General features: G+C 62.6%; 10 protein-coding genes and 2 pseudogenes. 7 read left to right on the top strand and 5 right to left on the bottom strand.

The genetic code is table 11. From position 1 onward, the window contains the following. Positions 1–13: 13 nt before the first annotated feature. Positions 14–1,202, top strand: a pseudogene (locus BSQ44_RS06320) (IS3 family transposase). 634 nt (positions 1,203–1,836) lie between these two features. On the opposite strand, the gene BSQ44_RS06315 reads toward BSQ44_RS06320, so the two are convergent. From BSQ44_RS06315 to BSQ44_RS06305, 3 genes are all read right to left on the bottom strand, one after another. Next, the gene (locus BSQ44_RS06315) at positions 1,837–2,859 is read right to left on the bottom strand and encodes an IS110 family RNA-guided transposase (RefSeq protein ID WP_072607903.1); all 1,023 of its coding nucleotides are present in this window, start codon (positions 2,857–2,859) and stop codon (positions 1,837–1,839) included. Positions 2,860–3,629: 770 nt separating this feature from the next. Further along, complete coding sequence (locus BSQ44_RS06310) at positions 3,630–4,877, bottom strand: sensor histidine kinase (RefSeq protein ID WP_072602437.1); 1,248 nt, start codon at positions 4,875–4,877, stop codon at positions 3,630–3,632. Positions 4,878–4,882: 5 nt separating this feature from the next. Continuing rightward, entirely contained in the window at positions 4,883–5,566 is a 684-nt protein-coding gene (locus BSQ44_RS06305; RefSeq protein WP_072602436.1) for a response regulator transcription factor, read from the bottom strand. 162 nt (positions 5,567–5,728) lie between these two features. On the opposite strand from BSQ44_RS06305, the gene BSQ44_RS06300 reads away from it, so the two are divergent. From BSQ44_RS06300 to BSQ44_RS27325, 6 genes and pseudogenes are all read left to right on the top strand, one after another. Then, complete coding sequence (locus BSQ44_RS06300; protein WP_072602435.1) at positions 5,729–6,916, top strand: efflux RND transporter periplasmic adaptor subunit; 1,188 nt, start codon at positions 5,729–5,731, stop codon at positions 6,914–6,916. Then, complete coding sequence (locus BSQ44_RS06295) at positions 6,913–9,975, top strand: efflux RND transporter permease subunit (RefSeq protein WP_072602434.1); 3,063 nt, start codon at positions 6,913–6,915, stop codon at positions 9,973–9,975. Before BSQ44_RS06300 ends, BSQ44_RS06295 begins: the two co-directional genes overlap by 4 nt. Before the next feature lie 54 nt (positions 9,976–10,029). Next, on the top strand, positions 10,030–11,439 hold the full coding sequence (locus BSQ44_RS06290; protein ID WP_072602433.1) for an efflux transporter outer membrane subunit: 1,410 nt from the start codon (positions 10,030–10,032) through the stop codon (positions 11,437–11,439). Positions 11,440–11,675: 236 nt separating this feature from the next. After that, a pseudogene (locus tag BSQ44_RS27435) lies at positions 11,676–11,828 on the top strand (transposase); the annotation flags it as partial. Positions 11,829–12,213: 385 nt separating this feature from the next. Continuing rightward, positions 12,214–12,447: a helix-turn-helix domain-containing protein gene (locus BSQ44_RS27430; protein WP_235633321.1), complete on the top strand. Its 234-nt coding sequence runs from the start codon at positions 12,214–12,216 to the stop codon at positions 12,445–12,447. Between the two features lie 33 nt (positions 12,448–12,480). Then, on the top strand, positions 12,481–13,173 hold the full coding sequence (locus BSQ44_RS27325) for an IS630 family transposase (protein ID WP_083534341.1): 693 nt from the start codon (positions 12,481–12,483) through the stop codon (positions 13,171–13,173). Positions 13,174–13,263: 90 nt separating this feature from the next. On the opposite strand, the gene BSQ44_RS06270 is transcribed toward BSQ44_RS27325, so the two are convergent. Next, on the bottom strand, positions 13,264–14,151 hold the full coding sequence (locus BSQ44_RS06270) for a sulfotransferase (protein ID WP_083534532.1): 888 nt from the start codon (positions 14,149–14,151) through the stop codon (positions 13,264–13,266). After that, positions 14,093–14,734 (bottom strand): class I SAM-dependent methyltransferase, encoded by a 642-nt coding sequence (locus BSQ44_RS06265; protein WP_072602430.1) that lies wholly within the window; start codon positions 14,732–14,734, stop codon positions 14,093–14,095. The genes BSQ44_RS06270 and BSQ44_RS06265 overlap by 59 nt, the downstream gene beginning before the upstream one ends. Positions 14,735–14,855: the final 121 nt, after the last annotated feature.

The raw sequence follows: 14,855 nt of genomic DNA, 5'->3' as shown, positions 1-14,855 counted from the left end.
AGAGGACCAGGACATGAAGCGCAGCCGCTTCTCTGAAGAGCAGATCATCGGAATTCTGAAGGAGCATGAGGCCGGGGTTTCGGTCGCCGACCTGTGCCGCAAGCACGGGTCAGCGACGCCTCGATCTACAACTGGAAGGCCCGCTTCGGCGGAATGGACGTCTCGGAGGCGCGCCGCCTGAAGGCGTTGGAGGACGAGAACACGCGACTGAAGCGTTTGCTGGCCGACGCCATGCTCGACAACGCGGCGCTGAAGGATCTCGTGGGAAAGAAATGGTGACGCCCGCGGCCAAGCGGAGAGCTGTCGCTCGCCTGAAGGATGCCTTCGGGATGAGCGAACGGCGGGCGTGTAAAGCCATCGGCTGCTGCCGCATGACGGTTCGCTACGAGACCAGCCGCCCGGACGACGGCGAGGTTCGCGAGCGGATGAAGGCGATCGCACAGGAACGTCGCCGGTTCGGCTACCGGCGTCTCCTCGTGATGCTGAGGCGCGAAGGCCTCGTCGTGAACCACAAGAAGCTGTTCCGGCTCTACCGGGAGGAAAAGCTTGCCGTTCGCCGGCGTGGCGGGCGCAAGCGGGCGATCGGAACCAGGGCGCCGATGCTGGTGCCGCTGCGTCCCGACGAGCGCTGGTCGCTGGATTTCGTCTCGGACCAGCTCACCGACGGGCGTCGCTTCCGTATCCTGGCGATCGTCGACGACTGCACGCGCGAATGCCTGGCGCTGGTCGTCGACACGTCGCTCTCGGGCATGAGGGTCGCCCGCGAACTCGATCGGCTGGTTGCCGAACGCGGCCGGCCGAGAATGATCGTCAGCGACAATGGCAGCGAGTTCACCTCGAACGCCATCCTCGCCTGGGCCGATCAGAACCGTGTCGAATGGCACTACATCGCACCCGGCAAGCCGATGCAGAACGGGTTCATCGAAAGCTTCAACGGCCGCCTACGGGACGAACTGCTCAACGAGACTCTGTTCACCTCGCTGGCACAGGCGCGCATGGCAACCGCCGTGTGGCTCGCTGACTATAACACCGCCCGGCCGCATTCCCAGATCTCCTGGCAGACGCCGGACGAGTTCGCCAGAACCTTCATCCCGCGACGGTCGCTCGCGCTGCGCCATGCCAACAGCTGCGCGCAAGTGCCCGCCGCCTCACACGCCCAGCAGGGCAAAACCACCGCCGGAAACGAACTCAAAACTGGATAGAACTTGGGGGCAACGTCACCTATCAGGGGTTCACCCCCTCGGCGGCGTGATCACGGCGATTGCCGATGCCGGGCTAACACTGAGATATCTACACGAACATGAGACGATCGGCTGGAAGGCGTTTCCCTCACTGATTACCATGCCGGATGGCCAATTTGCCCTGCCGGACGGACAGCCGAGATTCCCGCTTCCTTTTCCGTCAGCGCCTCGAAGGCACAGAAAACGGGACAGAATGTAGGCGCAATGCTGACGCTGTCCAGGTCGGACCGTAGAGAAAGCGAACGATCCGCTAGTAGCCTATCACAGTTGTCGGCGCCTTTCGCACCAGTCGATCAAAAAATGGTGCTCCGCGGCCGCTTCGGGGCCGTGTATGGACGGCTCTCCGTTGGCAAGGGATTCTTTGAGCCTTTTGCATCTGCTGGTTGGTGCGGCCATGTATCCGACCTGTAGGTGCGGCCTGTCATGTGCCGCTGGCCATAATGCCATTCGCGCGTCTCAGGTCCCGATCGTTTGCTCGCACTCGAAGTGCGCGGCCCCAGTGGGTTTTCCTGATCCGGCGGTTTAAACCGGCTTTGTGCATTATCTCCTGTCCGCCCTTTCCAACCTCGGCGGCGATCGCTCGCCTTGTCTCGTTCTATGTGACGGTCGGCTCCCGGTAGCGCTCACCGCCAGTCATCAATGCCCAGACCATCCGAGCGGTCTTGTTGGCGAGCGCAACGGCTGCAACCTTGGTCGTTCGCCGAGCCATCAGCTGCACGAGCCACGGCCGCCTGGTCCCGTTCCGCTCGGCAAAGCGGATGACCGCCATCGCTCCGACGACGAGCATCTGTCGCAGGTAGCGATTGCCTGCCTTGGAGATACTGCCGAGTCTCTCCTTGCCACCGCTGGAGTTTTGCTTCGGAACGAGCCCGATCCAGGCGGATAGGCATCGCCCCGACCTGAAGGCGTGCGGATCGGCGACGGTCGCGACGAACGCACTCGCCAACAGCGGGCCGACGCCCGGGACTTCCATCAACCTGCGACCCAGCTCGCTCTCTCGTGCACTCGCCCGGACCCGGCGATCGTTTTCGAGGATCTGTTGCTTCACGACCCGAAGCTGTGCCTCCAGCATCCGCAGGCATAGCCGTGCGTCAGCGGGTATCCTGGCGTCGTTCTCGTCGTTGATGACCACGAGCAATTGTTCAATTCCATTCCGCCCGATCGGCGCCACGACCCCGAACTCGGACAGGTGGGACCGCAGCGCGTTCGATATCTGAGTGCGCTGGCGGTTGAGCATCAGCCGCACCCGATGCAGCATCATCACGCTTTGCTGCTCGGGGGATTTCACCGGCACGAAGCGCATGGTCGGTCGGGTCACGGCCTCGCAGATCGCCTCAGCGTCCGCGGCATCATTCTTCTGTCGCTTCAGATAAAGCTTTACGTACTGTGCCGGCAGCAGCCGCACATCATGGCCGCGTGCGATCAGCTCGCGAGCCCAATAATGCGAAGAGCTGCAGGCCTCGATTCCGACCAGGCATCGCGGCAGGCTCTCGAAGAAGGCGAGGACACGCCCTCGCGTCAGCTTTCGGCGAACGACAATCTCGCCGGCGGAATCCACTGCGTGGACTTGAAATACGGACTTCGCGATATCCAGACCGATTGTCGTGATGTTGCTCATCATGGTGCTCCTCCAGCTCTAATCCCGCCATCATACCGCACGGAGGGAGGAGAGCCGTCCACCGCATCATCTGCTGACTGTCGGGTTCTGGCAGAGAACGTGAGAAATCCGACGCTCGGCCAACGAGTCCTTAGCGATTTGGGGCGCTTTGCCGACCGACTGCTTTCGGGCGAGGAGACGCCGGAAGCGAACATACGTTTTGCCAGCGGTAACCTGCCGCGCCACTGGCAGGCTAATTCGCATTCCCGAACGGTTTTCCATTGTCCTAGGTCGCACACGTGCCTTCTCAGACGTTTGGAAGCACTCGGTTAAATTCCTCATCCACGTAACGCTTACTCCTGCCGTCTGGCATGCTCGATCCCGCCATCCGCGGGGGCGCATTTCAGTCAGCTGGCCTTCTTGGCAGGGTGAGGCAGACACACAACCCGCCGTGGGGCTCGTTGGAAATGGAAATCGTCTGCTGACTGTCGGGTTCTGGCAGAGAACGTGAGAAATCCGACGCTCGGCCAACGAGTCCTTAGCGATTTGGGGCGCTTTGCCGACCGACTGCTTTCGGGCGAGGAGACGCCGGAAGCGAACATACGTTTTTGCCAGCGGTAACCTGCCGCGCCACTGGCAGGCTAATTCGCATTCCCGAACGGTTTTCCATTGTCCTAGGTCGCACACGTGCCTTCTCAGACGTTTGGAAGCACTCGGTTAAATTCCTCATCCACGTAACGCTTACTCCTGCCGTCTGGCATGCTCGATCCCGCCATCCGCGGGGGCGCATTTCAGTCAGCTGGCCTTCTTGGCAGGGTGAGGCAGACACACAACCCGCCGTGGGGCTCGTTGGAAATGGAAATCGAGCCATGATGCAGATGCGTCGCGTGGAGTGCGATCGCTAGCCCGAGGCCTGCACCCGAGCGCGTGTCCGAGTTCGCCCTGTAGAATGGCTCGGTGAGATGGATCAGGTCGTCTTCGGCGGCGCCAGGTCCATGGTCTCGGACCGTGATGGAATACGTACCACCTTCCTCGCTGCCCGCGACCACGACTTCCGTGCTCTCGTCCGTATGCCGCATCGCGTTGCGAATGACGTTCTCCAGCGCGCGATAGATGAGCTCCGCGGAGCCGTCGATGTGGATCCCGTCTATCCCTTCATAGCGACAGGTGACCGAACGCTCGGCACCCTCGAAATTGGCATCGGCGATGATCGGGTCGAGGATATCGAGCAGATCGATCGGTCCGAAGTCCATCGGCTGATGGCTGCTCCCGTCGATACGTGCAAGCATCAGAATCTCGTCGATCAGCCGGTCCATTCTTTCGATGTCGGCCTCGAGCTGCGGAAGCAGACCATCGATGCGGGCGGGCGATCTGCGAACGATCCCGAGCGCGACCTGCAGACGGGCAAGCGGTGAGCGGATCTCGTGCGAGATGTCGTGAAACAGCCTTTCGCGGTCCCGGTTGAGGCGTTGCAGGCGCCCCGATGCCTCGTCGACGAGCGCGCCGAGTTTCCGGAAAGACCTGTCGGATCGTGTCAATCGACCCGAGACACGCTGGTCGAACCGCCCCGCGGCGAGCTCGTCCAGCCCATCGGCGATCACCTGCACCGGCTGCAGGAAGCGTTTGGCGAGCAGAATGGCGGCAAGGATGCTGACGAGGATGCCGATGGCCAGCGGCAGGATGACCGATTCGATCCGTGCAAACAGCCGCGGCGTCGGTGCGATCATGTCGATGACCAGGCAGTCGCCGTCTGCCTGGACCGCGATCGTCTGGTTCGCGCTGCAGGCTTCGCTCTGTGCGGCGACCTGCCGGACGACGAACGCGACCGACGGATCTCCAGGAATCGCGACCGGCTGAAGTGTCGTGACGTCCGTCCCCTCGTCATGCGCCTTCTTCAGGAGTTCGAGGAGATAGGGCTGAGCTCCCTTCGCGCGCCCGTTTCCCGGCGGAGGCAAGTCGAGCAGCAGGACCAGCGCCAACACCACGACGATGTTGAGAACGATCGCACCCAGGATATAGCTGAAGAACCGCGCGATCAATTGAGCTACCCCGTGACGAGTTGATAGCCCTGACCGCGAACGTTGACGATGGGCGAGCGTCCGTCGGCGAGCAGCCCCATCTTCTGGCGGATTGACGACATGTGGACGTCGATGGTGCGCTCGAAACGCGTCAGTGGGCGTCCAAGACCGAGTTCGCAGAGCTCTCCGCGGCTGACGATCTGTCCGGGCCGCGAGGCGAGGGCTTCCATCAGGTTGAACTCCGCTCCGGTCAGGGCGAGCATCGTGCCCTTCCACAGGGCCTTGCGCCCCCTCGGGTCGATGCTCAGATCGCCGACCTCGATCGTGTCGGCGGAGCCGGCACGCGAACTCGCGGCGCGGCGGAGGATGGCGCGAAGCCGTGCGGCGAGCTCGCCGGGAGAGCAGGGCTTGGCGAGGTAATCGTCGGCGCCGAGATCGAGCCCGGCGATCCGGTCGACCTCGTCGCCGCGCGCGGTCATCATGAGCACGGGAATGTTGTCGACGCGGCGGATGCGGCGCAGGATCTCGATGCCGTTCATCCCCGGCAGCATGATGTCGAGAATGATGACGTCGATCCGGTGCTCCGCGACGAAAGCGAGCACGTCTCGCCCGTTTACCTGGTGGAAGACGTTGAATCCTTCCTCCGTCAGGTATTCGGAAATGAGCTTGCCGAGATCGACATCATCGTCGACGAGCAGAACGTTCGCCATCCGTTAGCCTCCTGGTGCTTCTTCTAGAGCAGTCCAGGCAATCGGACGACCGGATTTTCCCAAGTTTACCCTGCTTGACACATCTTAACGCGCAACCGCGCTAGGGATTGTCCCGACCGGTCGGACTGACCGGGGCGCCGAACCGAAAAGACCCTTCCTGCCATGCAGCCATTCATCCGATCCCTGGTCTTGCTGACCCTCATCTGCACCGGTCCGTCCTTCGCGCAGGACCCGGGCGACGAAGGCGCCGGCTCGAACGCCGCCGCCGCCGCGCTGACGGTCGAAGCCATCAACCCCACCATGGATGACTGGGCGGAGACCGTTCCGGCCAATGGCTGGCTTGCCGCATGGCAGGAAGCGGCGATCTCGGCCGAAATCTCCGGGCAACGCATCACATCCGTCGACGGTGAAGTCGGCGACATCGTGAAGGCCGGGCAGGAACTGGCGCGGCTCTCCAGCGACAAGATCGAAAGCGAAGTGCAGCAGCGGGAAGCCGATCTCGAGTCGGCCCGCGCGGCATTCGACGAGGCGAAGGCCAACGGCGATCGGGCGCGGAAACTCAAAGGCTCGGGGGCGGCGACCGACCAGCAGATAACCGAATACCTGGTGGCTGAACGGAAAGCGCAAGCCGATCTGGATTCGGCCGAAGCCGCGCTCGCCTCCTCGCGCGTCGATCTCGAACACACGCGGATACTGGCGGTCGATGACGGGACCATTTCGGCGCGTTCGGCCTCCCTGGGCGACGTCGTTGCGACGGGTGACGAGTTGTTCAAGCTGATCCGCCAGAGCCGGATCGAATGGCAGGCGGAAATCCCGCTCAAGCAGCTGCGTCATGTCGCCGAAGGCACCCGCGCCGTCATCCCCACACCCATCGGCGATGTCGAGGGCACTGTGCGCAAGATCGCTCCGACCGCATCCGAAAAAACCGGCCGGGTGACGGCCTACGTCTCGCTCGTTCCGCCGGACGGAGACCATCCCAACCCCAAGACCGGCATCTTCGTCAGCGGCTATTTCGACGTCGGATCCAGCCAGGCGATCAGTGTGCCGAGTTCCGCCATCACGCTGCGCGACGGGTTCTCCTACGTCTACGTTATCGAGGACGGCTCGCCGACGACCGTCAGTCGCAAACGGGTCGAGACCGGGCGACGCAACGGCGATCGCGTCGAGATCACATCCGGGCTCGAAGGCAACGAGACGCTGGTCAAGGCAGGGGGCGCCTTCCTTGCCGACGGATCCGTGGTGCGTCTCGTGTCCGCCAGTGATGCGGATGACAATGCAGCCGGCGCGGCCGGCGCGGCACCGGCTTTGGATGACGCTGCGGCCTCGAGCGGAGAGGATGCCGGACAATGAATTTTTCCGCCTGGGCCATCCGCAATCCGGTTCCGCCCATCCTCGCATTCGTCCTGCTGACGATTACCGGGCTGATGGCCTTCGGTAGGCTGGACGTACAGAATTTCCCCGATATGGATCTGCCGACGATCCAGATCAGCGCGAGCCTGGAAGGCGCCGCTGCGGCGCAGCTCGAGACCGAGGTCGCCAGAAAGATCGAGGACCAGTTGACCGGCATGTCGATGCTGGATTCGGTCACGACAACGATAACCGACGGCTCGGTCACCATCTCCGTTGCTTTCCAGGTCGGCAAGGATCCGCAGACCGCGCTCGACGAAGTCTCGAACGCGGTGGACGAAGCGCGCTCCGACCTGCCGGATGAGATGGATGCGCCGACCGTCTCCAAGGTCAATCTCAACGGCTCGCCGCTCGTCACCTATGTCGTCAGTTCGGACAAGCTCGACGAGGCGGAACTCAGCTGGTTCATCGACAACGACATGGAACGCGCCGTCATGAAGATCGATGGCGTTGGCGAGGTGGGCCGGCTCGGCGGCATCGACCGGGAAATCTATGTCGAACTCAACGAGGACCTTTTGACCGGTCTCGGCGTCGGGGTCGATGTGATCAACCAGCGTATCGACCAGGTTCAGTCCGACATGTCGGGCGGCGAAGCTGAAATCAACGGAAACTCCCAGTCGGTCCGCACCCTGGCGGCCGTCGATACCGTCGCGGAACTACGCGAAATCCCGATACCCCTGCCCAATGGCGGCTGGGTGCGGCTCGACGAGATCGGCGATGTCGTCGACACGCATGCCGACCGCTCCTCCCTTGCCTATCTCAACGGCAAGCCCGTCATCGCCGCCCAGATAAAGCGCTCGAAGGGTTATTCGGACCTCGCCGTGACGGAATCCGTCCGCGAGGCCATGACCGAGTTCGCGAGCGCCAACCCGCAGGTGAAGATCGAGGAAGCCTACAACACGATCCTGCCGACCGAGCAGAACTACGAAGCCTCCATGCACATGCTTTACGAGGGCGCCTTGATCGCCATCGTCGTGGTATTTCTGTTCCTCTTCGACTGGCGCGCCACGCTGCTTGCGGCGATTGCATTGCCACTGTCGATCATCCCGACCTTTCTGGTGATGGACTACCTCGGCTACTCGCTGAACACCGTCACCTTGCTCGCCCTGTCGCTGGTCGTCGGCATCCTGGTCGATGACGCGATCGTCGAGGTGGAAAACATCGAGCGCCACCTCAACATGGGCAAGAAGCCGTTCGATGCGGCGATGGAGGCGGCGGACGAAATCGGTCTGGCGGTGATCGCGACTTCGATGGCGCTGGTCGCCGTCTTCCTGCCCACCGCCTTCATGGGCGGCATTCCCGGCATCATTTTCAAGCAGTTCGGCATCACCGCTTCAGTGGCGGTCCTGTTCTCGCTTCTCGTTGCCCGCCTGATCACGCCGATGATGGCCGCCTATATGATGAGCGCCTCGGGCAACCATGCGACGGAAGACGGGCGGATCATGCGCGCCTATCTCGCCGTCGTCCGCGGCTCGCTGCGCCATCGCTGGATTCCATTCACGGCCGTGGTGATCTTCTTCATCGCCACCTATGCCATTGTCGGCCATCTTTCGACGGGCTTCTTTCCCGCATCGGACAACAGCCAAACTCAGGTCACGATCACCACGCCGCCCGGATCGACGCTCGACCAGACCGACGAGGTCGCGCTAGCGGCAAGCAAGATCCTCGGCGGCGTCGACAACGTCCGCTCCGTTTTCCAGGCCTCGGGAAGCGCCTCGACCGGCGGCGGCCCGAGTGGCGGCGGCAGCACCAGTTCCGTCACCTCTTCGACCCTCGTGGTCGACCTGACGCCGATCGACGACCGCGACATCACCCAGTCCGAAATCGAAGCGGACCTGCGCAAGGCGCTGGAGGGGATTCCCGGCGTTCGCATCGAAGTCGGCTCGGGCGGCAGCGGCACGGAGTTGCAGCTCACTCTTGCCGGCGACGACGCTGCTGCCCTGCAGGAGGCAGCCGACAATCTCGAAACTGCGGTGCGGACGATTCCAGGGATCGGCAACGTCACCTCATCGGCTGCCGTACAATCTCCCGAAGTGATCATTCGCCCCGATCTCGCGAGAGCAGCCTCCCTCGGGGTGACGTCGGAGGCCATCGCGAACGCGGTCCGGCTGGCCACGGCGGGGGCTTATGATTCGGCGCTTTCGCAGCTCAACCTGCCGGAACGGCAGGTTCCAATCCGGGCGATGCTTTCGAGCGACAATCGCAAATCCATCGACGAGATTTCGCTCATTCCCGTGTCGGCGACCGACGGCCTGGTGACGCTCGGAACGATCGCCGAGATTTCGATCGGCTCCAGCCCCAGCAAGATCAACCGCCTCGATCGATCGCGCAACATATCGATCACCATCGAGCTCAACGGCCGCAACCTGTCGGATGTGCTGGCGGAGGCGAAGGAACTGCCGGCCTACCAGAACCTGCCGAACGGCGTCGACTTCATCGAGCAGGGCGATCTGAAGCGGCAGAGCGAACTCTTCAAGAGCTTCGCCACCGCGATGGCGATCGGGATTTTCTGCGTCTACGCCGTGCTCGTGCTGCTGTTCCACGACTTCCTGCAGCCATTGACGATCCTGATGGCCCTGCCGCTGGCCTTGGGCGGCGCGCTCATGCCGCTCGTCCTGTCCGGTACCAGCTTCTCGATGCCTGCGGTCATCGGCCTGCTGCTCCTGATGGGGATCGTGTCGAAGAATTCGATCCTGCTGGTGGAGTATGCGATCGAAGCGCGCCGCGGCGGCATGGACCGGATCGACGCCCTTATCGACGCCTGTCACAAGCGATCGCGCCCCATCCTGATGACGACGATCGCCATGGCGGGCGGCATGCTTCCGGCAGCGCTCAGTCTCGTCGACGGCGACCCGAGCTTCCGTCAGCCGATGGGGGTCGTGGTGATCGGCGGGCTGATCACGTCCACGTTGCTGAGCCTGTTGGTCATTCCGATGGTCTTTACCTTCATCGATGATTTCGAGCGCTTCGCGCTGCGGCTCTGGTCGAAACGGAGCCATTGAGGCCGCGGCCCGAGATCATGTCGATCATGCTTCAATTCCAAGGCGGGTAAGAAAATGACCTTTCCTACGAGGGTTATCGCGCTGCTGCTGTCGGCTTCGGTTGCCGGGTGCACGGTTGGGCCTGATTATGCCTCACCGGCGATCGCGCTGAACGCGGCCTATATCGCGGCCGCCGACGCAGGCCGCCCGATCACCCCGGAAACCGGCTGGTGGCACGCGTTCAAGGATCCATTGCTTGACCGGATCGTCGTTTCCGGGCTGGCCGGAAACCTCGATATCGGCCAAGCCTTCGAACGGATCGCGCAGGCCCGTGCCAATCTGGACATTGCTAGGTCGGATACGGTTCCGAGCCTGTCGGGGTCATCCTCCAGCACGTTCGAAGGCACGACCGGCAAATCCGACAGTCTCTCCACCAGCGAGCGGAATCTGACCAACAGCACTGCGCTCGACGTCTCCTGGCTTCTCGACATCTGGGGCAAGTATCGCCGGAACCGCGAGGCGTCGCTCGCGAGCCTCGACGCGTCCTTCGCCAATGCCGATACCGCGCGGCTGACCCTGCTATCGGAAATCACGACGGAATATGTCAATTTGCGCCTCTACCAGGCGCAGGCGGCGATTGCGCGCGACACGATCGCATCGCGTCGCGAAACTCTTGCACTGGTACGCGAGCAACAGGCGATCGGACTGTCGAGCGGTCTGCAGGTGGCGCAGACGCTCGCCGCCCTGAACATCGCCGAGGCATCTTTGCCCGGCTACGAGATCTCCTTCTATCAGTCGGCCAACTGGATCGCCTATCTGACGGGGCAGAAACCGGGCACCTTTCTCGAGGCGGTCAAGAAAGGCGCACGCATCCCGGTGGCGCGCTTCCAGCCTTCGAGCGGCATACCCGCGGATCTTTTGCGCAACCGGCCGGACATCCGTTCGGCGGAGCGGCAATTGGCATCCAAGAGCGCTTCGATCGGCGTCGCGGCCGCCGACCTCTACCCCAGCCTCACCCTGACCGGCTCCCTGGCCGTAACTGTCGCGGCTGCGGTGACCGGCGGTTCCAGCCAGCTGCTCAACTGGTCCTTCGGGCCGGTGGCGGACATTCCGATCTTCGATGGCGGAGCGCGCAAGGCAAAGGTCACACTCGCCGAGAGCGAGGCGCGGGAGCAGTATCTCGCCTGGAAGGACAGTGTGCTCAATGGAGTCCGGGAAGTGGAAAACGCCCTGGTCGCATGGCAGCGCCAGACGCGCCAGGTCGAAGCGCTCCGTGAATCGGCAAACGCCTACTCGCAAGCACTCGAGTTGGCACAAGAGAGCTACAAGGGCGGCACCTCGGCCTTCCTCGACGTCCTTGATGCCGAGCGGTCCCTGTTTGAGGCACGGCTGTCGCTGGCGAGCGCCGAGGCGCAGCGAGCCTTCAATTTCATAACCCTTTGCGTCGCCGCGGGTGGCGGCTACCGCGCCGGCGGCGACTCCTGACCACATAGGTGGTGTCGAGGAAGACCTCGTACAGCAGAGTACCGCAGGTTCGTCTTCAGATTATTGGAGGGTAATTCACAGCCGACCACCTGTTCGCGCGTGGTGGATATTGTCAAAGTCGCCCTGACCGAGAAAACTGATGCCAAGCCGTCAGGGTCGCCGAGTGAACTACCGCCAATTCGACCGGACACACGGCATAAGCAGAGAGGCTCAAGCACAGGCTTGAGGATAGGCTTATGTCCGAGGACTGTCAGCGTGTCGCGGTGATCACGAGCGTGGCGCGCCGTCGGCAGTGGTCAACGGATGCGAAGCTGCGGATCATCGAGGAGAGTTTCGAGCCGGGCGAGATGGTGTCGTCAGTCGCGCGGCGCAATGGCGTGGCGCCCAATCACGGCGCTCGTGAACCGGGAATTGACGCGCATGGGTCTGCCGGTCTCCGACCGCAAGCGGGTGCACCGGATCATGCACCAGGCCGCCCCGCTTCCGGAGCCTTGCAGCGGCCGGCGCGAAGGGTCGCGTCCACAGAAGTGGTACACATCAACTCGTGAGTGGGTCAAAAAACTTAATAGTTTCAATCGCATCTTGGATCGGGGTACCAGTCCTCTCCTGGCACCAGCAGACCTCGGTGTCAATAAATCCTTCTCCTACAGCTTTGACGGCGGGGTGAGTTCGGGGGACCACCCTCCGGCTTTCCTAAGCGTGTCGCCATTGACCTGATTCAGGATTCCCAGCGCGGTTCTGAGGTGATTCACTGCGGTTCGAAGGAGAATCGCGATGGGCAAGCCGCACCCGATGGCGTTGCGTGAGCGTGTTGCCGGGTTTGTCGACGAAGGTCATGGCCACCGTGAAGCGGCGCGGCACTTCCTGGTTTCACCCCGCTTCGTGAACGACTTCATGAAACGGCGGCGGGAAACCGGCTCGCTGGAGCCGCGCCGGCAGGGGCACGCGGCAAGCTTTCGCAGCACGCCGCCTTCGTGCGCGAGCGGATGGCCGCGACCGGGGATCTGACGCTGGACGAACTGTGCGTGGAACTGGAGGTGCGTGGCGTGGTCGTCCACCGCTCGAACGTGGCTCGCCTGCTGCACCGCCTCGGGCTCAGCCACAAAAAAAGCGCTACGCGCCAGCGAGCAGCTGCGATCTGAGGTCCGGGCTGCGCGCAGGCTCTGGACGGCGGGCCGAAAACCGTTCTTCGCCAAAGCCTTGCCCCGCCTCGTCTTAATCGACGAGACCTCGACCAACACCAGGCTGACCAAGCGCACAGGCTGGTCGCTGAAGGGAGAGCGCTACCTGACACACGCGCCCTTCGGACACTGGCGCACGCAGACTTTCGTCGCCGGCCTGCGCAGCCATGGCCTCGTGGCCGCCATGGATCGTCGAGGGCGCCATGAACGGCGAGATATTCGAACGCTACGTCGAGACCCAGCTGGTGCCGGAACTCACCCAGGCGACGTGGTCATCCTCGACAATGTCGGCTTCCATAAGAACGAACGTGCCGCAGACCCCGTGCGCCAGCGCGGCGCATGGCTGCTGTTCCTGCCACCCTACTCGCCCGACCTCAACCCGATCGAAATGGCGTTCTCCAAGCTCAAGGCACTCCTGCGCAAGAAGGCCGCCAGAACCTTCGACGGCATCTCGACAGCGGTCGGCGACATCTGCGACCTGTTCGATCCACAACAATGCCGAAACTTCTTCAAGGCAGCAGGCTATGAGGGGATTAGATGCAACAGGCTTTAGATGCATCCGATCCCCGCCAGTTGCCGAAACAACCGCCGACAGCCAGTCGAAACTACTGCCGGGCATCCGCGAACAGCGCCTGGATGATCCTCAGGGACCGATCTGGTATCCCTCGGCTTCGACTTTCGCTAGGTCTTCGGGGCGAAAGACACTCAGGTCACGAGATTTGTGACGGCCCATCGTGGCGGGAGTGGTCACATACTCCGCAAATCGCTCCAGGATCGCGCCGGCTGCGCGATGGTCGACGAACGCCAATATTCTGCGCCCGGTGCCCGTCGGGTCCTGGCAGATATCCTCGAACCGGACCTGAAGGACGGAAGAAGGGAACAAATCCGCGATGCGCCGGACCCTGGACTGGGTTTCGCACCAGTAGGACAGCGCGTCCCGCGGTGATATCTTGACGTCCCGGTCCAGAAAAACCGGGGCCCATTTCCGGAGCTGGTTCTGGTTCGTGCTGAAGGCCATGTCGAGGCCATGGCGCACGACATGCACGTATCTGAGCGACGGATCCACTTTGAGCAGCCGATGCAGCATGACGTGGGAAGGAGGCATCTTCCATCCCCACCGCTTAGGCCGGACGTCTTCCACATCCGGCGTCCTGAACCGAAGCAGGCGCTCACTCAGAAAATCGGCATCGTGCTGCAGGCGTTCTTTTTCCGCGAGGGCTTCCAGCAGCAGATCCTCTTCCGGTGTGAACGCGGTTTCGCCCTCCATCCGCCGATAGAAGATGTCCACCAAGGTACGGAATTCGTCGTCTGTGTCGATTAGAACCGAGCGACGGTTGAACAGCAGCACAGCCAGCAGATTGTCTCGCGGATCGTTCAGGTCATAGCCGAGACTGAAGCCGCTGGAGATCAGAAGCTCGGCAACGACGCGCGTGCCGCTGCCCCCGCACGCTCCTACCACGACAACGGGATGATCAGGCGAACCGGTCATCGAACAGCGGACGGCCGGATCCCATACTCGCCAGGTCGCCATGGCTCATCAGATTCGTCTCGTCTGCCACCGCGCGATACCAGCTTTGACGGGGGTGATACCAGGGCAGTCTCTGAGCATGAAGCCCAGCCTTCGCGCAGCGGGCGATGATGTCATCCTGGGGATAGGTGACGCAGTTCGGATAACGCCAGCCGGCAAATGTGGAGCCCAGTGGGAGCTTCGAAAAAGTGGGGGCCGCTTCATCGAGAACGGTGAAGAGAACCTGCCCGCGGGAAGTCAGCACCTTGCCGGCCTGCTCAAGCGGGCGATCGACGACGTCTCCACCCGTGTGTGACAAGATCGACTGGAACACCACGAAGTCAAATCGCCTGTCGAGAGCAGTCAGCGAGAATCCATCGTCTTCGACGAAGCGCGGGGATTTCAACCGCACGATATCCTCACCGATTTCCGACGCAAGAGCATCACGCCAGAGCCAACTGTTCGGCTCAACTCCGACGTAGCGGCCCGGCAGCAGAAACTGGAATATCAGGCGTCCGGCCCTCAGCGAACCGCATCCGACATCGAGGATCGAATGCTCCTCCCGCATTCCCAGCAGGAACAGGAGAGCAAATTGCGTCGCACCCATGAAGTCGTACTGCGCCGCGGGACCTACATAGGCGCGATAGTTTTGGAACCGGGGCGCAATTGCTTCGGTTCTTCGATTTTTCTTTCCAGTTCGGACTTCTCAGCCATTTGCTTTCGTCAAT

Origin of the sequence: Aquibium oceanicum, from assembly GCF_001889605.1 — a bacterium.
Lineage (GTDB): Bacteria > Pseudomonadota > Alphaproteobacteria > Rhizobiales > Rhizobiaceae > Aquibium > Aquibium oceanicum.
This window is presented reverse-complemented; position numbering and strand designations above follow the sequence as displayed.